Below are 21,668 nucleotides of genomic sequence, written 5' to 3'. Positions count from 1 at the left end.
AACGTATGGCAAAGAAAAAAGCCTCTCCGTAAAAACGGAAAGGCCTCTAACGATTGCTTGCCATATGAAAATCTTAGTGCTTAGCAGCAGTATCAACAGCTTTAGCAGCAGTATCTACAGCTTTAGCAGCAGTATCTACTGGCTTTGCAGTTGTATCAACTGGAGCAGTAGCAGGAGAATCAGTTTTAGTTTCAGTTCCTTCAGAACCATTGTTACAAGCCGCGAAAGCAGCGATAGCGAAAACGAAAAGAAGCTTTTTCATGTTAACCGAAATTTTGTGTTTAACGTTAATTTCAGTTTAATACCGTTTTCGAACAGAGGTAACCTCCTTTTTTACGTTTTTTTTCAAAAAAAATTTCGGCTTCGCCATTAGCCTTAAAAATTACCCTCCTCTATTTCAAAATTCGTCATTTTTAGCCCTTGTTTTGGGTTACTTTTGCTGTAAATCAAGTATTAATTAACGGTAATCAGCGTGAAGATCATTCCCAGCGATAAAGAACTACTCGAAGGACTAGCAAAGGATAACAGGCAGGCGGTGGAAACCATTTATAAACTCCACTACCAGATGATTCAATCCTTGATTATCAACAACAACGGCAGTATTGATGAAGCAAGGGACATATTCCAAGAAGCTATGATTGTGTTGTATGAAAAGTCCCGATCGCCCCAATTTGAACTCAATTGTCAATTAAAGACATATATATATTCTGTTAGTAGAAGGCTCTGGCTCAAGCGTTTACAACAAATGCAACGGTTTGGACCAGAAATAGGGAAGATAGAAGAAACGGTTCCTGTAGAGGAAGAAGTGGAGAATCATGAAACCAAGAACCAAGAATTCGTGATGATGGAAAAAGCGATGCAAAGTTTGGGAGAACCTTGTAAAAGCCTTTTAGAAGCCTACTACCTTCAGAAAAAGAACATGGTTGAAATTGCCGGCAACTTTGGATATACCAACGCCGACAATGCGAAAAACCAGAAATATAAATGTTTGATGCGGTTGAAGAAATTATTCTTTGCTGAATATAAAAACAATCAAGGGTGATCATGGAAGAAATGCAATTACTAGAAGCGGTGGAAAGGTATCTCAGAGGCGAAATGTCTGCTGAGGAAAAAGCCTATTTCGATCAGCTTCGCAGATCCAATCCTGAGGTTGACCAACTGTTCGTTGAACAGTCGATCTTCTTCCAACAACTGAACCAGTTCAGTGATTGGAAGAATTACAAGTCAACTTTAAATGAAGTACATCAGCAATTACTTGCTGAGGGTGCTATTAAAGAGTCGGCGCCTAAAGCCAAAGTGATCGACTTGTGGAGAAAATACAAACGTGTGGTAGCTGTTGCAGCCGTTATTGCCGGTATCACTACTTTCATTGTAGCAGGATCTGTTTCTTACTATTCGAATAAGGCCAACCGCTTACAAGTTGAAATGTTGAGACGCGAGTTCAAGAGAGATATTAATGCAACAAAGAATGATCTCTTGAATAAGGTAAATGACGGAAAAGCAACCAAGGCACCTCAAAACAAAGCTCCGAAGAACGGTGGAACAGGGTTTATTATAGATGGCAAAGGAATCATTGTTACCAATGCTCACGTTATCAGCAATGCCAATACAATTCTCGTACTGAATAACAAAGGAGATGAATTCAGAGCGAATGTGATTTTCGAGGATCAAAAGTCTGATATTGCAATTCTAAAAATCAAGGACAACGATTTCAAAGCATTTAATGCGATCCCATATAGTATTAAAAAAGCCGGTGCTGAACTTGGTGAGCAACTTTTCACAATTGGATACCCAAGAAATGAAATTGTGTACAATGAAGGCTACATGAGTGCAAAAACCGGATTCAATGGTGATACTATGAGCTGTCAAATTGGAGTACCCGCAAACCCTGGTAACTCAGGCGGACCGGTTTTCAATAAATCTGGAGAAATTATCGGCATCATCAATACCCGCTTAACAGAAGCCGAAGGCGTTGTTTTTGCGATTACTTCCAAGAATATCTATCGTGCGTTGGAAACATTGAAAGAAAAGGATACTGCTGCTAAAAATATTAAAGTGCCTGTGTCTAGCTCAATCAAAAAAATGGATCGAATGCAGCAGATCAAGAAACTGGAAGATTATGTATTCATGATCAAAACGTATTAATCATATTCAGAGGTTCAACTTTCTTCGTTGCACTATGAGCAATGTGCCTTCAGAAGTGAGTTGACCGAAATGAAGAAGGTTTAGGGGGATTTTAATAAAATCTCCCTTTTTCATGGGTTTAACTTTTTCTCCTAGTACCAAATTGAAGGTCCCTTCCAAAACCAATAAAGATTCTTCCTCGTCGGTATGAACTTCGGGTTTAGTGTCGGTTTTTGTCCAAAATATAAATTGCTCCACTTTGGGTTCCTCTTTAATTAGTTTCACATATTGGTTCTCATTCCTAAAATTAAATGCTTCTTGCGCCACCAGCTTGGACCAGTTTTCTATATCGGAATGGGAATTAATGAGAGGGGTATCATCGAGCCCCATTTTTTCTTCTAAATTGATTTGATCAATAACACTCCAACAAGCTTGTTCTAAAGAGCTGTGAGGTTCTACAGCTTTTCGACGAGCATATCGACTCAATACTTGTACTTGTGAGTTCAATTCAACTTTCAATTCATGATATACTTCTGCTGCAAGTTCAACTTCCTTTTGGGTTTGTTGATCTAGCAAGCCTAGACAATAGTCTTCTAAAAGTCCATTTTGTATGAAATAGTGAAGGGGCTTCATAAAGGCATCGAAGATCTCAATTCAGAAAACGATTGTTTAATTTGATTTGATATGTTTGGAATAGAATCTTCCATTATTATACTCAGTTCTTCCAATGAAAATCCATAAAACCATAAAGCATCCAATACTTGGTGATTCAAATATTGCTCTTGTACCTCTTCCGGCACTTTCAAACTAATGGAAGGGAGCCGATCTAAAGAGGCTTCTTCAAAAGCATGACCAAATTCCGGAATTTGCTTTTTACGTATGTGTTGTAATGCTAGTTTACGAGTAATGCCAAAAACCCAAAGTGAAAAGGGCTGCCTTTCATCGTACTCATGAATATGTTTCCAAATAAATGAAACTGCAGCAATCGTATATTTTTCAGCTAATGAAACCGACTTAAAGCAGGAGATTCCTATGCCATAGATGGTAGCACCATACTCTCCAAAAAAAAGATTGAATCCATCCTTGTTACGGGATTTTATCAATTCTACGATTGTTTTATGTATAAATTCAGAGTGCAATACGTAAACGATTGTTCTAAAATACAAAAATTGATTCGAATCAAGAAATCACTGCAATCGCTTGCGAAAAAGTTTCACCATTACTAATCAACAATTTACACATTATCATAATATTAACTTCAAGTATGGAGACAAAATAAAACCCGCTCTGGAAGCGGGTTCTAAAACATGTAATTTTCAAATAATATTAAAAACGCAAAAAATATTTTACAAACAGTAATACCCAGAAACCACTAATTCCATAAAGCAGTTGGGTACTCTCCACTCTCTATTAAAGCATCCAAGCTATTCTTTACCGCCGGTGCGTCTTCTTTATAAGTCACACCAAACCATTGAGAAGTAGTTGGAATTACATTGATTACCCCACCCTCTTTGATAAATTGATCGGCTACTATTGGAATAAAAAATTCTGATTTGGGAACAGCAATCGAACTCGTCAAAAATTCTTTGAACAAGTGCTGAGTATAAGGGAAAATGGAAGGATGAAAGCACCAGAAGTTCATAGAAACAGACGTAGAAGTTGATAGTTCCTTTGGCTCCAACGAATCATCACAAACTACTCTTCCATCTTTGAAGCTAATGTTTAAGCGTTCTGCGATTCCTGTAAGGTTTCCGGCTGAATCAACTTCGCAAACTCCACGATTCACTGTTCCGTGATCTGATAAGGTTTTCATTAGGTTGTATCCAATTATTGAGAATTGCTTCGGAGAGCAATCATTTGCCAGAAAGTTATATGCGCGCTGAAACGCATCGCGTCCGTAAAAATCGTCTGCATTGATCACAGCAAACGGCTCTTTTACTTCGTTCATAGCGCAAAGTACCGCATGGGCAGTACCCCATGGTTTGGTTCGATCCGCCGGAATGGTAAACCCTTCTGTAAAGGCTGTCAACTCCTGATATACATATCCGATCTTTATTTTACCGTTGAGTTTGGGCTCAAAAACGGATCTGAAATTTTCGGCAAAATCTTTTCGAATAATAAATACAACTTTTGTGAAACCCGCTCTGATGGCATCATAGATGGAATACTCCATGATCGTTTCTCCACTGGGTCCAAAACCCTCCATTTGCTTCATACTACCGTATCGTGATGCCATACCGGCTGCCAGGATAAGTAAGGTTGCTTCCATGTAAATTGTTATTTTTGAATATTGGCGCTAAATTAATTTAAATCCTTGATTATAAGATGATTCCAGCAGATTTACCCACTGGCGTAGTACTAACGAACGCCTATGTCCAAAAATTGCCGGAATCACTATTTAATTTGGAGGCTCCGGAGGTAGCTGTGTTAAGGTTGGACAAATTAGACCCTGACATCTCCGGCAACAAGTGGTTTAAACTCGCTTGCTATCATGAAGAACTAATTCAATATGGAAAAACCGGAATGGTCAGTTTTGGTGGCCCCTATTCCAATCATTTAATAGCATTAGCCAAACATTGTAAAAACAACGGGCTGAAATCGGCGGCCTTTATAAGAGGGAATTACTTTCCAAAACTCTCCACTACTTTGCAACAATTGCAAGATTGGGGCATGGAATTGCTGTTTACTTCATTAAACGACTACGCAAATCCGAACCTATTAAAGGACCGCTTTTCTACACAATTTCAAGACTATGTTTGGATTCCGGAAGGTGGAGCCGGAGTCACAGGAATTAAAGGGGCAGGTTTGATCTCACAACTATATCCCCTATCAAACTATACCCATATTGGTTGTGCAGTGGGTACGGGAACTACCATGGCGGGATTGTTGAAAGAAGCTACTGCGCAACAAACAATCATTGGCGTCTCAGCTTTGAAAATGAAAGACGAACAAAGCGAAATCAAAGCGATGTTAGAAGGTATTGCCACTGATGCCAAATTTGAATTTTTCACTGCTTTTCATGAGGGGGGATATGGAAAAACCACTCCTGCTCTTTTGAATTTTATGAACCGATTCTATAAAGAAACACAGATACCCACCGACATCGTGTATACAGGGAAGTTGTTTAAAGGAATTTTTGAGCTAATAGCAAACGCTTATTTCCCGCCCAAATCGAAGCTCCTACTGATTCATAGTGGAGGATTGCAGGGAAACCGGTCCCTCCCGAGCGGCAGTTTAAACTTTTAACAAGATTGGGAACTATATTTGTATAGCTCTATAATACTAGTTGATCAAACAGTACGTTTTTAAAATAGCATGGTTAGATTCAGACTCCTTCTTTTATTGTTAGTAGCGGGGCCATTATTTGTGAAAGCTCAGGATACCCTTCCAAAATTTAGTGCTACCACTACGGGTACTAAAGTTATTGTGAGTTGGGTAAACCCCAATCCAAATGTTACTCAGATAAGCATCCAACGTTCACTGGATAGTTTAAAAAACTTTAAGACGATATTGACGGTGCCGGATCCAACAGTACTTCAAAATGGATTTGTAGACAACAAATCTCTACCAAAGTATAACTATTATCGCTTATTCATTGTGTATAGTGACGGGAATTATGAATTCTCTAAGTCAAAAAAAGCTTATTGGGACACCCTGAAGAAAGTAATTCCTTTAGCGCCCAATCCACGAATTCAGATTGATGAACCTGAGCCAACAAAACCTGTTGCTCCAGTAGTGAAGCCGGATACCAAAGTAGTTGACTCGTCGAAGCTCATTAAATCTAAACAACCCGAAGTTGTAAGTCCCAAACCGGCCCCACCGCCTCCACCGGAACGTTATTTAGTGATAAAGAAACGAGATACGGTGCTGTATGCAATCAACGAAAAAGTATTCAAACCTTTTAGAGATTCCATAGCGAACAAAACAAAAGACACCTTGGTGTATCGTGGCGGAGATACAATTTTTATCAGACCATTTATCCCGAGAGAAGTTTACAAACCTTCGATATATGTGTTTACCGATAAAGACGGAAACATCACCATCAATTTGCCACAAGCAAATCAACATCACTATTCATTGAAAATTTTTGAAGAAACGGGAGAATTCCTGTTTGAAATCAAAACCATCAAAGACTCCCCCTTGATTCTTGATAAATCAAATTTCCTGAAAGCAGGCTGGTATAAGTTTGAATTGTATGAAGACGGAAAACTAAAAGAGAAAAACAAGTTTCAACTGTTAAAAGACTTCTAGTTCTCCACAATAACAACATTGAACACTTCAGAGAAAGCCGTCAGAAAACGCTCCTTCACTTCTTGCATGGAAACTTCATGACCGAGCTCTTTCTGTAAAGAAGTAACTCCTTTGTTTTGAATTCCACAGGGCACAATATAATCGAAATATTGAAGGTCGGTATTGATGTTAAATGCAAAGCCATGCATGGTTATCCAACGGCTACATCGCACTCCCATCGCGCAAATTTTTCGTTCTTTTCCCTTTACTTCCGGATCTAGCCAAACACCTGTTTCGCCGGGAGACCGATCCCCTTTCAAACCGTATGTTGCCATTACTTTAATAATCACCTCTTCAAGATTTCTCAAATAACGGCCAATATCAGTATAAAACTTTTCGAGATCAAGAATGGGGTATCCAACTAATTGTCCCGGACCATGAAAGGTAATGTCTCCTCCTCTATTGATCTTATAATACTGAATGTTCTTCTCTTCACGTTCTTCAGGTGAAATTAACACATGCTCCTCTTTACCACTTTTTCCCAAAGTATACACTAAGGGATGTTCCAACAAAAGCAGGTGATGTTTGGTTTCATCGAGCCTTCCCTCTTGCTTCTTCGTTACATTGGATACTAACAATTGCTCTTGGAAATCCCAAGTCTCTTTATAGTCAACCAATCCTAAATCTTTATAAAGAAGTTCCTGCATAAATTAATCTTTCAGTATCGTCCTCAGTACCTCCAAATTCCCGTCAATAGTATGAGAATAGGTTAATCCCAGAATTTGTGCTATTAATGGATAGATATGAATGTTTTCAAACGATGGTATCTGTAATCCCGATTTAAAAGCGGGCCCCCATGCATAAAAACTGGCATGCATTTCTTTTATTGCCGGATCGAATCCATGTGCACCGGGTGAAATTCGTCGATTGGCCATACTCATTACTTTCGGGAAATGTGGCACAACAAACACGTCTCCAATGTGACCAAATTTATCGTCCAACACAGAATAATTCCACCGTGCCGGAATGGAGTCTTTTAGATAAACATCCCACTCTTTTCCACTAGCTCTTAAGTTTCTAACCAAGGAGTCAATGTTTCCTCCTTTGCCCTTTTTAGCATAGATGTGCAGGCTTGTTCCACCTCCTTTCCAAATAAATTTGGCGGTGTCGATATAAGGAGTGGCATCCATTCTGTAGGTAGTGTCTACTGTAGTCATGCCATGGTCAGCTACAAAAATAAAATTAACCGGAAGGCCCAAAGGTGCAATTGCCTCTTGAAGTTTTCCAATGGCAGCATCTACAAAAGCTACTGCTTCCCTGGTTTGAGGAGTTTCGGGACCATATTCGTGACCGTTATGATCAGTATTACTCATGTAGAAGCTAATCATATGCGGGCGCTGATCTGCAGGTAATTTTAACCAGTTCACCACAGTATTGATTCTGCGATCGATATCAATCCCATCTTTGAATTTATACCAGTACGTTGGCAGTATGCCTTGAATAGGTGCTTCTGTTCCAACAAAATGATAAGATGCGCTCAACATTTTGTGTTGCTCTGCCAAAACCCAAATTGGAACACCACCGTACCATGTTCCGTCTTCTACTGCTTTTCGATCAGCCATGTTATAGGTCTCTCCTCGCTTCTGATCGAAGTATTGATTGTACACCAGTCCATGATGGGAAGGGTACATACCGGTAGCAATGGTATAATGGTTTGGGAAAGTAACGCTGGGAAATGAAGGGATCATGCTTGCGGCTCGAACCCCACTGCTACTCAGTCTTTTTAAGTTAACAGCATTGTATTTATCGATGTAGTCGTAACGAAACCCATCTGCAGATATCAAAATAATATAGGGTTTGTTGTATTGACTTGGGTCATTCTTTCTTCCTTTCACTACCTGTTGAGTAGTATCTTGAGCTTGGCAATTGAACAGTGTTAAAAACAATCCGATACCAATCAAAAACTTCTTCATGTAATGCTATTTATCTTGATTAATTCGTGTTTTTGTGTAGTTTCTCCACTTTTCAATTACGCTTGCCATGTCGGAGGGAATTTCACTTTCAAAATGTACGGGTTTTTTCGTTTTTGGATGCATAAACCCTAAAGTTTTAGCATGCAACGCGTGTCTAGGGCACATTTCAAAGCAATTCTCAACAAACTGTTTGTATTTGGTGAAGACAGTACCTTTAACAATACGGTCGCCTCCATAAAAATCATCATTGAACAATGGATGGCCAAGATGTTGCATGTGCACACGAATCTGATGAGTTCTACCGGTCTCCAATTGACATTCAATGAGAGTAACATAACCAAATCGTTCAAGTACACGGTAATGGGTAATAGCTTCCTTCCCGTATTCACCATCAGGATATGCATCAAACAGCTTTCTGAAACGTTGATGACGGCCCACATGAGCTTCAATGGTGCCTTCATCTTCCACTACATCACCCCAAACTAGTGCTACGTATTTGCGTTGAATGGTATGATCGAAGAATTCTTTGGCTAAACTTGTAACTGCTGTGGGGGTTTTTGCTAATACCATCAGGCCACTCGTATTCTTATCAATACGATGCACCAACCCAAAACGTGGTAAATTTTCTGCGTTGATTTCTTTGTTTTGCTGTTGAAGGTACCATGCTACCCCATTTATAAGCGTTCCATTCGGATTTCCGCTTGCGGGATGTACAACTAAACCAACCGGTTTATTGATAATTAGAATTTCTTCGTCTTCAAAAACAATATTCAAAGGCATTTTTTCAGGCACAATCTCCTCGCCTTGTACTTCTTTTTCAGAGTACATTACCAGTTCATCGCCAGGCTTTAATTTATGGTTTGCCGAAACTGTTTTACCATTCACTAACACTTTTCCGGCTTCAATACCTTGTTGAATCTTGTTTCGAGAGGCATGTTCCAATCGGGCAGTTAGAAATTTATCCAACCGAATCGGTTCTTGCCCTTTGTCAACTATTAAGCGAAGGCGTTCGTACAGGTCTTCCGACGATTCTTCCTGGTCTAGCTCTATATCATTGAATTCAGCCACGTTTCTTTTTTGCAAAGGTACTAAATAGCCCTCTACTAGCTTTTACCAAATGCGGTTTTCATTCTGGCGATGGTAGCTTGACCAGTCATAGTGCCGGTTATAATGATTCGGCGGATGGTAAACAGTGGATCTTGTTGATCTCTAGGGGCATAGAGTTGAAAAGCAGCCTTAATGCCTCTTTTTTTCAATTCGGGGATGGCTTGAGGATTCCAGAGGCCGAAGGGATAGGCAAAATATTCGATTTTCTTTCCGGTTATGGCCTCCAATTGCTTGGTAGGCTTTTCAATCTGGGTTTCCCAATCGCTGCCGGCATATTTCTTTACGTTGTGGTGATCCCAAGTATGAGAAGCAATGACGTGGCCTTGATCTGAAAGTTCTTTTATTTGCTCCTTCGACATGTATCGGGGTCGACCAATAGAAACCGTCATTACGAAATAAACCCCTTTGAAGCCGTATTTCTTCATTTCGGGTGCAGCAATTGTATACTGGTCTAAATCAGTATCATCGAAAGTGAGCATCACAGGCTTTTTGGGCAAAGACGCACCAAAGGCCAGGTAGTTATAAAGTTGATCCGGTAAGATGGTTTGGTAGCCGCTGTCGGCCAATGCTTTCAGTTGAGCTGCGAAGGCGGCGGGAGGAACGATGTAGTCGCGGGCAACTTTTGAATCGGTAGGTTTCCAATCACGAAGTTGGTGATAGCAAAGAATAGGAACTTCTTGTTTGGCGAGAATCGCAGCCGCTGGAGCTATGGTAGATGATACAACGGTTTGTGAAACTGTATCAGCTACCATAGGGTTTTCGGCTTTCGATTGGGTATTGGGATTTTCTTTTGGTGCTTTAGATGTAGAATCGCAAGCTAAAAGAGCCCATGCAAACACTAAGGATAACGTACGAATCATAAGATGTTGAATTTTCATTTCGCAAATTTACATCTTATTTTAAGAACTACGCTTTGGACAAGGTTTGGGATTTAGGGGGATTAAAAACGAGCCAACTTTCGATTTAGCAGCTAAAGGTTTTTTTAATGGTACGATCGCCTTTTAACAAGGTTAACATGTAATTGCCTTTCGATAACATTCCAATAGGAAGCTTGAGATTATTGACTCCGGTTTCTAGTTGTACAAATCTCTTGTGAACGAGATCACCTTTAGAAGAAGACACTGCAATCATGAATACACCTCTTTGAATGAGATGTACCAATGCCGCTACTCCATCGTGTTGAACTTGAACGTTTTCAATAGATACTTCTGAATATTGAGCCTGCATCATAGTAAGGACTTAGTTTTCAAAGGATTCTATGTATAAACGCTGCAAGAAACCACTTAGTATATATTAAGTAAAAAATGACAAGTACATAATTATTAGCCGTTAATAAATGATTAATTCTTAATTTGTAAGGAAAATTAACTGACATGAGAATATCCAAGATTTTTGCTCCTTTGGTTGCTGTGGGATTGCCATTTTTGGCAAGCGCTCAGGCTCCGGCAATTGATCAAAAGGCAAAGGAACTACTTCCCAAAGTAATTGAATGGAGACGCCATATCCACCAAAACCCTGAACTAGGGAATCGCGAATTCAAAACCATGGCTTACATCGTAGAGCACCTTAAAAAACTAGGTTTAGAAGTAAGGCAAGGAGTAGCAAAAACCGGTATTGTGGCAATTCTGAAAGGCGGCAAACCCGGACCGGTAGTGGCCCTTCGTGCTGATATGGATGCTCTACCCGTTCCTGAACGTGCCAATGTACCATTTAAATCAACCGTTACCGGCGAATACAATGGTCAAACAGTGCCGGTGATGCATGCTTGTGGTCATGATACCCATGTTGCTATGCTGATGGGTACCGCAGAGTTATTGGCTTCAATGAAAAAAGACGTTCCCGGAACGGTAGTTTTCATATTCCAACCCGCAGAAGAGGGATCACCCGGTACGGAAGAAGGCGGTGCGCCCCTCATGATTAAAGAGGGAGCAATGGACAATCCGAAAGTAGACGCCATATTTGGTATTCATATCAACTCGCAAACAGAAATCGGAAAAATAAAATACAAACCGGGAGCCACTATGGCCAGCAGCGATTGGTTTACCATCAAAGTAAAAGGAAAACAATCGCACGGATCTGCTCCTTGGAGTGGTATCGATCCCATTGTTGTTTCGGCTCAAATTATCAATGGGCTTCAAACCATTGTAAGCCGTCAGGAAAATTTGACCAAAGCCCCGGTGGTAATAACTGTCGGAAAAATGGTGAGCGGTGTTCGAGCGAATATTCTTCCTGAAGAAGCGTACATGGAAGGTACCATTCGTACCCTGGATGCCGCCATGCAAAAAGATGTTCACGAACGCATCAAAACAACCGCCACTAAAATTGCAGAAGCGTCCGGCGCTACAGTTGAAGTAAATATCGAAACCAAAACATTGGTAACCTTCAACGACGAGAACCTCGTGAAAATGATGGTTCCAAGTTTACAAACAGCCGCAGGAAAAGATAATGTAGAAGAAACAGAATGGACTACAGGCGCGGAAGATTTCTCTTATTTCGGCGAGAAAGCACCCGCTTTCTTCTTCTTCTTGGGTGGAATGCCGAAAGGAAGCGATCCTAAGAAAGTAGCAGCGCACCATACGCCCGATTTCTTTATCGATGATAGCATGTTGGATGTGGGCGTAAAAGCCTTTTCAAATATTGTATTCGATTACGCGAAACTGAAAGCCGGAGGCGCCGGTGGTTCAGGAAACGGTAAAAAAGGATTTTAATAAAAAAATGGACGACTAATAATCGTCCATTTTTTCTTTCTTTCTACCACCTCCAAAATAGAATCCGGCAGTAAGTGCGAAATAACTATTTTTAGTTCTTCCTGTTTTCCCAACAAAATTGTATTCCATTCCCAACTTCATGTGAAACAAGTCTAATCCCGCCCTCGCTAGTACGCCGAATTTTGAACCAGCGGCTGTCTCGCCCGGATCGGTTGTGCTAGAACTGTTTGCATCGAAACTAGCAGCCTTGTAAAAATAATAGCCGGCTCCAACACCAACATATGGTCGAAGTTCCTGATAGGCTAAATAATAATCGGAGGTAATAGAGGTAGACAACATGGCGCTTGCCTGCGCTCGGATGTATTGATCCGAGGTATTCATTTTATAAAAGGTCCGAACCAAGCCGGCCCCTTGTGTTCTGAATCCAACGGAGAATCGATCTGAAACTGCATATTTGGGCTCAATAGCCGCCACTACTCCTCCCGACCAAATATTGGTGGGTAAAATAGCCACGCCACCGGTAACATCCACTCTAAATGGCTTGTATTGAAAGGGAACAGATTCGTAGCCTTCGTAGCCATCTTGTGAGAACAGTTTTGAACTGAGAGACAAGCTAACGAGGGTAAGGTAGAGGAATTTCATTTTTTATAAAAGGGTTGCGAAGAACATACCTAAAACTGTGAAGAAAGACCTAAAAAAAGCCTCTTTTCAGAGGCTTTCGTGTTAGTTCTTTTTTTGCTCTTTTGCCCAGCCATCCTTCAGAGTCACAGTTCTATTGAAAACCAAAGCATCTTCTTTACTTTCAGTATCGAGGCAATAGTATCCCTTTCTTAAAAACTGGAATCGATCAGCGGCATTAGCGTGTTTTATTGACGGTTCTGCATACCCCTTTACCACTTTCAATGAGTCGGGATTCAAGTATTCTTTGAAATCTCCGGCTTCATCTGTTGGATCTTCCACTCTAAACAATCGGTCGTATTCTCTTACTTCCACCGGAATTGCACTCGAGGCGTTCACCCAATGAAGAGTTCCTTGAACTTTAATTCCGGATACATCCTCCCCACTTTTGCTGTTCGCAAAATAGCTACAATGCAATTCAACAACCTCACCTGCTTCGTTCTTAACAACTTCATCGCACTGAATAATGTAAGCACTTTTCAAGCGCACTTTTGAACCCGGAGACAACCGGAAGTATTTTTTTGGAGGGTTCTCCATAAAATCGTCCTTCTCAATTAATATCTCGCGGCTGAATTGAAGGTCGCGATGACCGGTGCTCGGATCCTCCGGATTGTTTTCCGTTGACAGCAACTCCCCTTCTCCCTCCGGATAGTTTGTAATTACAACTTTGATAGGATCAAATACTACCATTTTGCGCAGTGCAATCTTATTCAAATGCTCTCGGATGCAAAACTCCAAAAGACTCACATCAATCATATTCTCTCTCTTGGCAATGCCAATACGCTCACAGAAATCTCTAATACTATCGGGTGTATAGCCCCTTCTGCGCAAGCCACTGATTGTAGGCATTCGAGGATCGTCCCACCCGCTAACATGGTTTTCATTCACCAGTTGCAATAATTTTCGCTTACTGGTTACCGTGTAGTTTATATTTCTTCTGGCAAATTCATATTGGTGTGAAGGATAAATCTCTAATTTTTCGATTAACCAATCGTACAATTCACGGTGAGGAACAAATTCCAAGGTACAGATCGAATGGGTTACGTTCTCAATGGAATCACTTTGACCATGGGCGAAATCGTACATTGGATAGATACACCATTTATCGCCAGTTCGGTGATGGTGTGCGTGTTTGATTCGATAGATAATAGGGTCGCGCATCAACATGTTGATATGAGCCATGTCGATCTTTGCACGCAATACTCGAGCCCCATCAGGGAACTCTCCATTCTTCATTCGAACAAATAAGTCAAGGTTTTCCTCGATGCTTCTGTCACGGTATTTACTAGGCTTTCCGGGTTCAGTTGGCGTTCCTTTCAGAGAAGCCATTTCCTCGCTGGTACTATCATCTACATATGCCAAACCTAAATTGATCAACTTGATCGCATATTCATAAAGGGTATCAAAGTAGTCACTAGCGTACAATTCATGCTTCCATTCAAATCCCAACCATTTTACATCGTTTTTGATGCTTTCTACATATTCTGTTTCTTCTGTAACAGGGTTGGTATCGTCGAATCGAAGATTGGTATATCCGGGGTATTTTTTGGTTAAACCAAAATTTAGGCAGATACTGCTAGCATGCCCAATATGAAGGTATCCATTGGGTTCGGGTGGAAAACGGGTAACAATGTGCTGGTACTTTCCTTCTTCTAGGTGTTTTTCAATAATCTCTTCCAGAAAATTAAGTGAGCGCTCTTCTGCCATTCCATTCAAAATTTAAGGGCGTAAAGATACGATTTAAAGGGCATTTTTGAAAGCTTAGTTATGGGCGGGCCAATGCAACCCAACAATTCCCAAACCTATGAAAATCAATGAAACCCAGTGAATTGTTGAAAGTTGCTCTTTCAGAAAAAAAACGCCCACCAAGGCAACAAGAAAAGTACTCGCTCCGGCCCAAATAGCGTTCGCTATCCCTACCGGCAAGGTTTTCAATGCAAAGGTGAGCAACACAAAACTCAGAATATAAGAACCAATGGCCGCTACGGCAAATGGTTTGTGTTGAAAACCATTTGATAACTTCATAAAAATGACAGCCGCAGACTCCACCAAGATTGTGAGCGCCAAGAGTAAATATGCCATAGACTAATGTATTAACCAACCTGTATTAATAGATTCACGTAATTTAGGAAAACTAACGCGGCTTCCATGAAAAAGAAGATTCGATTGCAGATTTGCTTTTGTATGTTGAGTTTGACATTTGTTTTCTCTTGTACTAAACTGGAACAAGCTAGTTTTCCACTCTTAACCACAAACGATACTACTGCAACCTTCTACTACGAACTCGTAAAAAACAATACAACTACACTTCGCTATTCCGGCTCGAAAGGCCCAACAACTAATAGTCGCTACTTTGCCTATTTTTCAATTGGACTTTATGAAATTGCGATAAACAGCGACCCAAGCTATAAAAGTTTAGAAGGTCAATTGCAGGGCCTAACCGGAGTTCCCAAGCCGGAACCGGGCAAAGAGTATTCATTCACTATGGCAATGATTGCCTTCAGTGATTCTTTATTTCAGTCTATTTATACTCAGGAGTTTTTTTACGACCCGGTTTCATCGCATCAATATGTATTGAATAATTTGCAGCCCCTATTGGAAAAGCAATTAGGCGGCTATAGTAAAGAAGTGATTGAAAGATCTTGGGCCTTTGGCCAGCGAATGGCTGCTGCTATATTTGAATGGTCAAAAACGGACGGAGGTTTTGGCGTGGCACTTTATCCATTCGACAATCAGTTCGTTTTCCCATCCGGTGATTCTTATTGGATTCCACCTTTGCGTGGCCAAATTTCAGCCACCACACCCCTCACCCCTTATTGGGGAAAAAATCGAAAATTTGTTGCTGCCAATGAAACGATCCCCGTTCCTTCGATTGAGCCATTTTCGAAAGACACCTCAAGTCGTTATTACAAGATGTATAGGTATGTATATGATCATCCCAAACCGGCAACTGTAGAAGAAGATCGGAAAGCGTATTGGTGGGCCGATGATCCAATAGAAAGTTTTTCACCTCCGGGTCACTCATATATAATGGCTTCTCAAATATCTCGAGATCAAAAAGCAAGTTTAGTAAAAGCAGCAGCTTCCGGAGCCGCCGTAGCTATTGCTGTAGCTGATGCATTCAGCGTATGTTGGAAAGCCAAAATGACCTACTTCAACGAACGTCCTTCCACCTATTTGAAAAAACACATTGATGCTACTTTCAATAATTATTGGCCGGAACCGCCCTTTCCTGCATTCCCAAGTGGACACTCAACTCAAAGTGCAGCCTGTGCAAAAGTATTAGAACAATGGTACGGAGTCAATACTCCTTTTACCGACATTACTAACAGTAATGAATATCGATTCTTTCCAAACTTTGTTTACATTGATTATACCAGGAGTTATCCCAATTTTTGGGCGGCTGCATTAGAAGCAGGTGAAAGTAGAATTATCGGAGGAATACATACGGAGCAAGACAATCTTGTTGGGCTTGATCTAGGAACTAAAGTAGCACAGAATGTGAATCTGTTGAAATGGAGGAACTAGTATAAAAAAATACAGGGTTGTGGAAACAACCCCGTCTTTTTAAACCTTATCCTTTTAAAGCGATCTTAGTGCTTTATCTATTGCAAATATAGTCTACCCAGATTCCACTATCAAAAAGAAATCGGAGAATGAACGTTTTTTATCGGAGAATGGACAAAAGTTAATAGTTTACCCTAAGTATAAAATCTTATAAATCAAGAAGAAAGGGGTAAAAAATCACTTTTTAAAAAAATCGCAAATTTGTTGTTAAGCTCCTCTTGTAATTTAAAATATCGAAACCGACCAGTTTCTTGTCCAATGATTTCCGGCTTCTAATTTCATTATTCCTTCTTTTGATTCAAAATCTTGGTTATGCAACACTGAGTCGGCAATGCCGCACCATGGCTCGATGCAAACAAAGGGAGCATTCTTTGCAGCCCAAATTCCCATGAAAGGGAAGTCATCAAAATCAAAATGCCACCCATGAGGAGTTTTGTCTGACTTCAAAGAAATACGATGGCTTTTCAAATCTTTAAAAACGAGTGCGTCTTTCGCAAATAATTCCTTTTTTAAATGAAGTACAGTAGTATTATTAAGACAGGGAACGGACGTTTTATCAATAATTCCATCGTCTGCAATCAGCCATCGGTCTGAGTTTTCAACTTCTTCAAAAATTAAGTCATAGTCTTCATAGGAAGTACCCTCTATTAGTGGAACTGCAAAAGCCGGATGAGCTCCAAGGGAAAAGAACATTGGTTCGGGGCCAAGGTTTTCAACTTCATAAGTTAAAGTCATCTTACTATCTTGAAGTTGATATTTCAATTTAAGTGAGAAATCGAAGGGATACCATTTCTTTGTTTGTTCTGAAGAAGTCAATTGAAACACCAATTCATCTTCTTTTTGAGAAACTAGCGTGAATGTTGCTTCGCGCGCAAATCCGTGGCGGGGTAGTTGATACCAGTTGCCTTTGAAGCTGTACTTTCCTTGCTTTAGCATTCCAACAATTGGGAAGAGCACGGGTGAGTGTTTTGCCCAGAATTGGGGATCACCTTTCCAAAGATAATTCAGTCCGTTTTTTTCGTTTTTCAGTGAGCTTAATTCGGCCCCAACGGGGTTCACTGAAATACTGATGGAATTGTTGCGGATACTGTACATGGGCTAGTTTTTAGGCAATATACTAAATGTTCATTTCCACTCAACCGCCTTCCCTACCTTCGATGTAAATAGGAATCCCCCCATTCAAAATAGTAATATATTTGAATATGCGTCGAATACTAGAAATCCTCGGCTCAAGTTTAAGCCTTACCTGGCACGAGTTTAAATCTCACAAAGTGCGCACATTGCTCTCTCTTTCGGGGGTAGCATTCGGTATCTTCTGTATTATTGGTGTATTAACCATGGTGGACAGTTTATCGAAAGCTGTGCAAAATGATATCAAAGCGCTTGGATCGAACACAATTTATATCGACAAATGGGAATACAGTGGGGGGCCCGATTATCCATGGTGGAAATACGTGAACAGACCTACCCCCAAATACGAAGAAATGGTGTTGGTGAAGCAAAAAGTGGCTTCTGCAAAAAGCATCGCTATTAATACGCAGATTTCCGATAAAATTGAATACGACGATAATATCCTAAACAACGTTCAGTACTACGGCGTAACGGAAGAGTACAATCAAATTCAAACAATTGATATATCCTACGGCAGGTACCTTCAACAAAGTGATTTTGACCAAGGCGCCAATGCTGTTGTTATCGGTAACGAATTAGCAGAAACACTATTTGGCAAAGCAGATAAGGCAATTGGAAGTTTAATTACCATGAAGGGCGGAAAGAAAGGAGCAATAGTAGGGGTAATTAAAAAACAAGGTACCAGTATTTTAGGTGGATTCGACTATGATAAGAGCGTTATCATCCCCTACGGATTCATGAAAACCCTCGTTAGAATTGAGAATGCCGGACCATCGATCATGGTGAAAGGCAAAGACGAAATTCCGATGGCTCAATTGAAAGACGAATTGCTAGCGGCTATGAGGTCGATTCGAAAATTGAAACCGACTCAAGACGATGATTTCTCTTTAAATGATATCGATTCATTCAGTGAATTCATGGACAATATTTTTGGATACATCAATAAAGGTGGATGGGCTATAGCCATTCTAAGTTTGGTGGTAGGAATGTTTGGTGTGGCTAACATTATGTTTGTGACGGTAAAAGAAAGAACCAGTCAAATTGGTCTTAAAAAGGCCATTGGCGCCAAGAAAGGCATGATTTTGACAGAATTTTTATTAGAATCTTCCTTCTTATGTATAATGGGTGGTTTGCTTGGGCTATTAGGTGTTTTTCTTTTAACACTCTTAGCCGGAGCCGTTGTTAGTTTTCCCATTGTGATCTCAACTTCTATTTTGATATTAGCTGTTAGTATTTGCATTATTGTTGGAGTACTTGCAGGTATCATTCCGGCTTCCATTGCAGCGAATATGGACCCTGTTGTGGCTATTAGAAGTAAGTAGACTGAAATTCATCTTTTCAAAATATCTTTGCTGCCTAAATTATGCAGCGTGGCGATAACTATTCTGGCAATAGAGAGTTCTTGTGATGAAACTTCGGCAGCTATTTGCCGAGATGGAGCCATTCTTTCTAATTTCATAGCAAATCAAAAAGTGCATGAAGCCTATGGCGGAGTGGTGCCTGAGCTGGCCAGCCGCGCGCACATGCAAAACATAGTTCCAGTAACAGATGTAGCATTAAAACAAGCAGGGGTAACTCTTTCGGAGGTCGATGCTATTGCATTTACACAAGCCCCGGGTTTAATTGGATCGTTATTAGTGGGTTCTCAATTTGCGAAAAGCTTGGCTTTATCACTCAACAAGCCCCTAATTGGAGTACATCACATGCAAGCACATGTTCTCGCCAATTTAATTGAAGAACCACGGCCGCCTTTCCCATTTCTTTGCCTCACGGTAAGCGGGGGTCATACACAAATTGTGCGATGTGATAGCCCTACTCAGCTGTCTATTATTGGAGCTACTATCGATGACGCTGCAGGCGAAGCATTCGACAAATCTGCCAAATTACTTGGATTGCCTTACCCAGGTGGGCCATTGATTGATAAATATGCCAAAGAGGGAAATCCAACACGTTTTGCCTTTCCTGAACCCCAAATTCAAGGACTTGATTTTTCCTTTTCCGGATTGAAAACAGCCATTCTATATTTCCTACAAAACGGCGGAAAGGCTAACTATCATAAAGAGGAACTCTTGGTATCAGAAGATGAACGAAAGAGATTCATCGAAGAAAACTTGGCTGATATTTGCGCTTCTATTCAAAATAGAATTATCACCATTTTGTTGAATAAGGTTCGGAAAGCCACAAAAGAAACGGGCATTAAGCATGTGTGTATAGCCGGTGGGGTTTCTGCCAATAGTGGATTAAGAGCTGCGCTTCAAGAATGGGGAGCTAAATATGGTTGGAATACGTATATACCGGCATTTCAGTACTGTACCGACAATGCAGGAATGATAGCCATTACAGCCTTCTATAAGTACAAAGAAAGTGCTTTTGAAGACCTATCGGTAACTGCTGCGGCTCGATCGGAATGGTAATTATGGGGAATACATTTTTTAAATTCAAAGATTTTACGATCCATCAAGATCGCTGTGCCATGAAAGTGTGCACCGATGCCAGTATGTTTGGAGTGTGGGCTCGAAAGTTTGTTTTAGAACCCTCAACCCTATTAGATATTGGAGCAGGCACGGGACTACTAAGTTTGCTAATTGCATCGGCGAAAGAAGTAAAAATTGATGCTATTGAATTAGATACAGAAGCAGCTTTACAGGCAACTGAAAATATTGTTGCCAGTGATTTTAGAGATCGAATCGATGTAATAAGCACCGATATTAAAAACTTTCACAGTTCCAAACGTTACGATCTCATTTTCTCAAACCCTCCTTTTTTCGAAAATGATTTGCACTCTCCTGATCTAAACTCCAATTTAGCAAAACATAGCACCGCATTAAGTTTGGATGAATTGTTTATTTCAGCAGACCGACTTATGCACCCCAAGGGCGCTTTTGCAATATTACTGCCATTTCATCGAAAAGACGAATTGCTGCAGCTTGCAGAGAAACGAGGATTTTATCCTCATGCCATTTTAGATGTAAAGCAAACTCCCAACCATTCCTATTTCAGAACAATGGTGTATTTTAAGAAAGAAAGAGCATCCATTGTAGAACATGAAATGCTGTCTATTCAAGAAGGTGCCACCTATAGTGCCGCCTTCAAAACATTGATGAAAGATGTTTATTTCAAGTCACTCGACTAATACTACATCCTACCGACCAAGAAAATACAAGGGGGTCGAGGTTTTGCAACACCGCGTACATTGGAGAGCCCTAAAACTTCAGTAGTCATTTGAAATACAGGCGGAGGGGTTGGTCCGGTTCCGAACACTGTTCCTTCTCGGTCTTTCAAAAGTTGAATAAGATCAGCGTCAATATCAGCTGAAGTATTGTAATAGTACAATTTAACTTTTAAACTATTGAGATTTTTGTTGCTACCATCATTGATTCGGTACCTTAATTCCACTTCCTTTCTTACTCCGTTCGTTGGTGTTATACCGAAAACACCGTTTCGAACGCAGGCAGCCAAATTGATCCTACCATTGGAAGCATCTACTTCTACCCCTTCCAATTTGCAGCCATTTCCCTCATCAAAAATACTATTGGCCGGCACGTTTCGGTTAAGGGATGCATTGTAAAGCGGCTTCGCAGTGGTATCGTCTTTTGATAAATCGTAGATTTGATCGTAATAATTGATTCCGCCGATTAATATGATCGCATTGCTAGTATCTCCATTAACCGCGGTGTAAGTAATTCGATAGCGCAAACCCGTTTCACTTTTGTTTACTCGTATCGCTCCCGTTAAATTATCAATGTCAATTCCTTCGGGAAAGCCTGTGTAGCTGCCTCCTGTGGGCGCACCAACCGGAGTAATGGTATAATCTACGCTTGGATTGATGTAAAATATAGAATCACCGTAGGTCAGTTTGTAGTTTCCATCTGAGCCACCGGTGTTGTCGTCTTTGGTACAGGACTGTATGCTCCAAATAGAGAGTAATAATAGTCCTATGGGAAATAGTTTCTTCATATCAAAACAGCTGCTTATCTTATAGTACGAGCAAACAAGGGTGTTGTAACCTCAAAACTTGCTTTTTTTTCAAAGAATAGCAAAAATCGGACTAAATAAACTGGAAATCTGAAACTTACAGGTAAAATTTTGTGATTACAACTATGTTTGTGACCTTTGTAAAGCTTGCATAAAACCATTGATTTTCAAATAG

General features: G+C 40.4%; 23 protein-coding genes. 9 read left to right on the top strand and 14 right to left on the bottom strand.

Features of this window, described 5'->3' with window-relative positions; translation table 11 throughout:
• Positions 1–73 precede the first annotated feature (73 nt).
• Positions 74–262 (bottom strand): hypothetical protein, encoded by a 189-nt coding sequence (locus ACQ2HE_RS05705; protein WP_430897529.1) that lies wholly within the window; start codon positions 260–262, stop codon positions 74–76.
• Positions 263–472: 210 nt separating this feature from the next.
• Between ACQ2HE_RS05705 and ACQ2HE_RS05700 the strand changes: the two genes are divergently transcribed.
• Both ACQ2HE_RS05700 and ACQ2HE_RS05695 read left to right on the top strand, forming a co-directional pair.
• On the top strand, positions 473–1,042 hold the full coding sequence (locus ACQ2HE_RS05700) for an RNA polymerase sigma factor (protein WP_430897531.1): 570 nt from the start codon (positions 473–475) through the stop codon (positions 1,040–1,042).
• 2 nt (positions 1,043–1,044) lie between these two features.
• Positions 1,045–2,145 carry a S1C family serine protease gene (locus ACQ2HE_RS05695; protein WP_430897533.1) on the top strand — a complete coding sequence of 367 codons (1,101 nt, stop codon included), beginning with the start codon at positions 1,045–1,047 and terminating at the stop codon, positions 2,143–2,145.
• A 6-nt stretch (positions 2,146–2,151) separates the two neighbouring features.
• Here the strand turns inward: ACQ2HE_RS05695 and ACQ2HE_RS05690 are convergent, their stop codons facing one another.
• The 3 genes from ACQ2HE_RS05690 to ACQ2HE_RS05680 form a co-directional block, all read right to left on the bottom strand.
• The gene (locus ACQ2HE_RS05690) at positions 2,152–2,757 is read right to left on the bottom strand and encodes a cupin domain-containing protein (protein WP_430897535.1); all 606 of its coding nucleotides are present in this window, start codon (positions 2,755–2,757) and stop codon (positions 2,152–2,154) included.
• Positions 2,754–3,227: an RNA polymerase sigma factor gene (locus tag ACQ2HE_RS05685; RefSeq protein WP_430897537.1), complete on the bottom strand. Its 474-nt coding sequence runs from the start codon at positions 3,225–3,227 to the stop codon at positions 2,754–2,756. The genes ACQ2HE_RS05690 and ACQ2HE_RS05685 overlap by 4 nt, the downstream gene beginning before the upstream one ends.
• Positions 3,228–3,496: 269 nt before the next feature.
• Positions 3,497–4,393: a nucleotidyltransferase family protein gene (locus ACQ2HE_RS05680; RefSeq protein WP_430897539.1), complete on the bottom strand. Its 897-nt coding sequence runs from the start codon at positions 4,391–4,393 to the stop codon at positions 3,497–3,499.
• 56 nt (positions 4,394–4,449) lie between these two features.
• On the opposite strand from ACQ2HE_RS05680, the gene ACQ2HE_RS05675 reads away from it, so the two are divergent.
• Complete coding sequence (locus ACQ2HE_RS05675) at positions 4,450–5,370, top strand: 1-aminocyclopropane-1-carboxylate deaminase/D-cysteine desulfhydrase (protein WP_430897541.1); 921 nt, start codon at positions 4,450–4,452, stop codon at positions 5,368–5,370.
• 69 nt (positions 5,371–5,439) lie between these two features.
• Positions 5,440–6,375: a hypothetical protein gene (locus ACQ2HE_RS05670; protein WP_430897543.1), complete on the top strand. Its 936-nt coding sequence runs from the start codon at positions 5,440–5,442 to the stop codon at positions 6,373–6,375.
• Here the strand turns inward: ACQ2HE_RS05670 and lipB are convergent.
• The 5 genes from lipB to ACQ2HE_RS05645 form a co-directional block, all read right to left on the bottom strand.
• Positions 6,372–7,061, bottom strand: coding sequence for a lipoyl(octanoyl) transferase LipB (gene lipB, locus ACQ2HE_RS05665; protein ID WP_430897545.1), 690 nt, complete (start codon positions 7,059–7,061; stop codon positions 6,372–6,374). The genes ACQ2HE_RS05670 and lipB overlap by 4 nt on opposite strands.
• A gap of 3 nt (positions 7,062–7,064) precedes the next feature.
• Positions 7,065–8,327, bottom strand: a complete 1,263-nt coding sequence (locus ACQ2HE_RS05660) for an alkaline phosphatase family protein (RefSeq protein ID WP_430897547.1) — start codon at positions 8,325–8,327, stop codon at positions 7,065–7,067.
• A 6-nt stretch (positions 8,328–8,333) separates the two neighbouring features.
• Positions 8,334–9,410 (bottom strand): RluA family pseudouridine synthase, encoded by a 1,077-nt coding sequence (locus tag ACQ2HE_RS05655; protein ID WP_430897549.1) that lies wholly within the window; start codon positions 9,408–9,410, stop codon positions 8,334–8,336.
• Positions 9,411–9,430: 20 nt separating this feature from the next.
• Positions 9,431–10,294: a polysaccharide deacetylase family protein gene (locus ACQ2HE_RS05650; protein ID WP_430897551.1), complete on the bottom strand. Its 864-nt coding sequence runs from the start codon at positions 10,292–10,294 to the stop codon at positions 9,431–9,433.
• Positions 10,295–10,397: 103 nt separating this feature from the next.
• On the bottom strand, positions 10,398–10,664 hold the full coding sequence (locus ACQ2HE_RS05645; RefSeq protein WP_430897553.1) for a hypothetical protein: 267 nt from the start codon (positions 10,662–10,664) through the stop codon (positions 10,398–10,400).
• Positions 10,665–10,807: 143 nt separating this feature from the next.
• On the opposite strand from ACQ2HE_RS05645, the gene ACQ2HE_RS05640 reads away from it, so the two are divergent.
• Positions 10,808–12,142: an amidohydrolase gene (locus ACQ2HE_RS05640; RefSeq protein ID WP_430897555.1), complete on the top strand. Its 1,335-nt coding sequence runs from the start codon at positions 10,808–10,810 to the stop codon at positions 12,140–12,142.
• Between the two features lie 15 nt (positions 12,143–12,157).
• On the opposite strand, the gene ACQ2HE_RS05635 is transcribed toward ACQ2HE_RS05640, so the two are convergent.
• From ACQ2HE_RS05635 to ACQ2HE_RS05625, 3 genes are all read right to left on the bottom strand, one after another.
• Positions 12,158–12,784: a hypothetical protein gene (locus tag ACQ2HE_RS05635; protein ID WP_430897557.1), complete on the bottom strand. Its 627-nt coding sequence runs from the start codon at positions 12,782–12,784 to the stop codon at positions 12,158–12,160.
• A gap of 81 nt (positions 12,785–12,865) precedes the next feature.
• Complete coding sequence (locus tag ACQ2HE_RS05630; RefSeq protein WP_430897559.1) at positions 12,866–14,527, bottom strand: glutamine--tRNA ligase/YqeY domain fusion protein; 1,662 nt, start codon at positions 14,525–14,527, stop codon at positions 12,866–12,868.
• 54 nt (positions 14,528–14,581) lie between these two features.
• A complete protein-coding gene (locus tag ACQ2HE_RS05625) occupies positions 14,582–14,902 on the bottom strand; it encodes a DMT family transporter (RefSeq protein WP_430897561.1) in 321 nt (106 codons plus the stop codon).
• A 66-nt stretch (positions 14,903–14,968) separates the two neighbouring features.
• Between ACQ2HE_RS05625 and ACQ2HE_RS05620 the strand changes: the two genes are divergently transcribed.
• A complete protein-coding gene (locus tag ACQ2HE_RS05620) occupies positions 14,969–16,348 on the top strand; it encodes a vanadium-dependent haloperoxidase (RefSeq protein ID WP_430897563.1) in 1,380 nt (459 codons plus the stop codon).
• Positions 16,349–16,612: 264 nt separating this feature from the next.
• Here ACQ2HE_RS05620 and ACQ2HE_RS05615 read toward each other — a convergent pair whose 3' ends face one another.
• On the bottom strand, positions 16,613–17,482 hold the full coding sequence (locus ACQ2HE_RS05615) for an aldose 1-epimerase family protein (protein ID WP_430897565.1): 870 nt from the start codon (positions 17,480–17,482) through the stop codon (positions 16,613–16,615).
• 107 nt (positions 17,483–17,589) lie between these two features.
• Here ACQ2HE_RS05615 and ACQ2HE_RS05610 point away from each other — a divergent pair, with 107 nt between their 5' ends.
• From ACQ2HE_RS05610 to ACQ2HE_RS05600, 3 genes are read left to right on the top strand one after another with little or no spacing between them, the layout of a single operon-like run.
• A complete protein-coding gene (locus ACQ2HE_RS05610) occupies positions 17,590–18,840 on the top strand; it encodes an ABC transporter permease (RefSeq protein ID WP_430897567.1) in 1,251 nt (416 codons plus the stop codon).
• Positions 18,841–18,888: 48 nt separating this feature from the next.
• On the top strand, positions 18,889–19,932 hold the full coding sequence (tsaD, locus tag ACQ2HE_RS05605; protein ID WP_430897569.1) for a tRNA (adenosine(37)-N6)-threonylcarbamoyltransferase complex transferase subunit TsaD: 1,044 nt from the start codon (positions 18,889–18,891) through the stop codon (positions 19,930–19,932).
• 2 nt (positions 19,933–19,934) lie between these two features.
• The gene (locus tag ACQ2HE_RS05600; protein ID WP_430897571.1) at positions 19,935–20,651 is read left to right on the top strand and encodes a tRNA1(Val) (adenine(37)-N6)-methyltransferase; all 717 of its coding nucleotides are present in this window, start codon (positions 19,935–19,937) and stop codon (positions 20,649–20,651) included.
• Between the two features lie 2 nt (positions 20,652–20,653).
• Here the strand turns inward: ACQ2HE_RS05600 and ACQ2HE_RS05595 are convergent, their stop codons facing one another.
• Positions 20,654–21,475 carry a hypothetical protein gene (locus ACQ2HE_RS05595; RefSeq protein ID WP_430897573.1) on the bottom strand — a complete coding sequence of 274 codons (822 nt, stop codon included), beginning with the start codon at positions 21,473–21,475 and terminating at the stop codon, positions 20,654–20,656.
• Positions 21,476–21,668: the final 193 nt, after the last annotated feature.

The organism is Endoryza foliicola (assembly GCF_050589245.1).
Lineage (GTDB): Bacteria > Bacteroidota > Bacteroidia > Chitinophagales > Chitinophagaceae > Endoryza > Endoryza foliicola.
Note: the sequence above shows the minus strand (reverse complement) of the source record. Positions and strands in the feature narration are given on the sequence as shown.

What these genes read in the sequence shown, in the direction of transcription:
- ACQ2HE_RS05620 (WP_430897563.1), top strand. Translation starts at nt 14,969, where the DNA reads ATGAAAAAGAAGATTCGATTGCAGATTTGCTTTTGTATGTTGAGTTTG.
- ACQ2HE_RS05615 (WP_430897565.1), bottom strand. Translation starts at nt 17,482, where the DNA reads ATGTACAGTATCCGCAACAATTCCATCAGTATTTCAGTGAACCCCGTT.
- ACQ2HE_RS05675 (WP_430897541.1), top strand. Translation starts at nt 4,450, where the DNA reads ATGATTCCAGCAGATTTACCCACTGGCGTAGTACTAACGAACGCCTAT.
- ACQ2HE_RS05670 (WP_430897543.1), top strand. Translation starts at nt 5,440, where the DNA reads ATGGTTAGATTCAGACTCCTTCTTTTATTGTTAGTAGCGGGGCCATTA.
- lipB (WP_430897545.1), bottom strand. Translation starts at nt 7,061, where the DNA reads ATGCAGGAACTTCTTTATAAAGATTTAGGATTGGTTGACTATAAAGAG.
- ACQ2HE_RS05660 (WP_430897547.1), bottom strand. Translation starts at nt 8,327, where the DNA reads ATGAAGAAGTTTTTGATTGGTATCGGATTGTTTTTAACACTGTTCAAT.
- ACQ2HE_RS05610 (WP_430897567.1), top strand. Translation starts at nt 17,590, where the DNA reads ATGCGTCGAATACTAGAAATCCTCGGCTCAAGTTTAAGCCTTACCTGG.
- ACQ2HE_RS05640 (WP_430897555.1), top strand. Translation starts at nt 10,808, where the DNA reads ATGAGAATATCCAAGATTTTTGCTCCTTTGGTTGCTGTGGGATTGCCA.
- ACQ2HE_RS05600 (WP_430897571.1), top strand. Translation starts at nt 19,935, where the DNA reads ATGGGGAATACATTTTTTAAATTCAAAGATTTTACGATCCATCAAGAT.
- ACQ2HE_RS05650 (WP_430897551.1), bottom strand. Translation starts at nt 10,294, where the DNA reads ATGATTCGTACGTTATCCTTAGTGTTTGCATGGGCTCTTTTAGCTTGC.
- ACQ2HE_RS05695 (WP_430897533.1), top strand. Translation starts at nt 1,045, where the DNA reads ATGGAAGAAATGCAATTACTAGAAGCGGTGGAAAGGTATCTCAGAGGC.
- ACQ2HE_RS05680 (WP_430897539.1), bottom strand. Translation starts at nt 4,393, where the DNA reads ATGGAAGCAACCTTACTTATCCTGGCAGCCGGTATGGCATCACGATAC.
- ACQ2HE_RS05705 (WP_430897529.1), bottom strand. Translation starts at nt 262, where the DNA reads ATGAAAAAGCTTCTTTTCGTTTTCGCTATCGCTGCTTTCGCGGCTTGT.
- ACQ2HE_RS05645 (WP_430897553.1), bottom strand. Translation starts at nt 10,664, where the DNA reads ATGATGCAGGCTCAATATTCAGAAGTATCTATTGAAAACGTTCAAGTT.
- ACQ2HE_RS05635 (WP_430897557.1), bottom strand. Translation starts at nt 12,784, where the DNA reads ATGAAATTCCTCTACCTTACCCTCGTTAGCTTGTCTCTCAGTTCAAAA.
- ACQ2HE_RS05595 (WP_430897573.1), bottom strand. Translation starts at nt 21,475, where the DNA reads ATGAAGAAACTATTTCCCATAGGACTATTATTACTCTCTATTTGGAGC.
- ACQ2HE_RS05690 (WP_430897535.1), bottom strand. Translation starts at nt 2,757, where the DNA reads ATGAAGCCCCTTCACTATTTCATACAAAATGGACTTTTAGAAGACTAT.
- ACQ2HE_RS05625 (WP_430897561.1), bottom strand. Translation starts at nt 14,902, where the DNA reads ATGGCATATTTACTCTTGGCGCTCACAATCTTGGTGGAGTCTGCGGCT.
- ACQ2HE_RS05630 (WP_430897559.1), bottom strand. Translation starts at nt 14,527, where the DNA reads ATGGCAGAAGAGCGCTCACTTAATTTTCTGGAAGAGATTATTGAAAAA.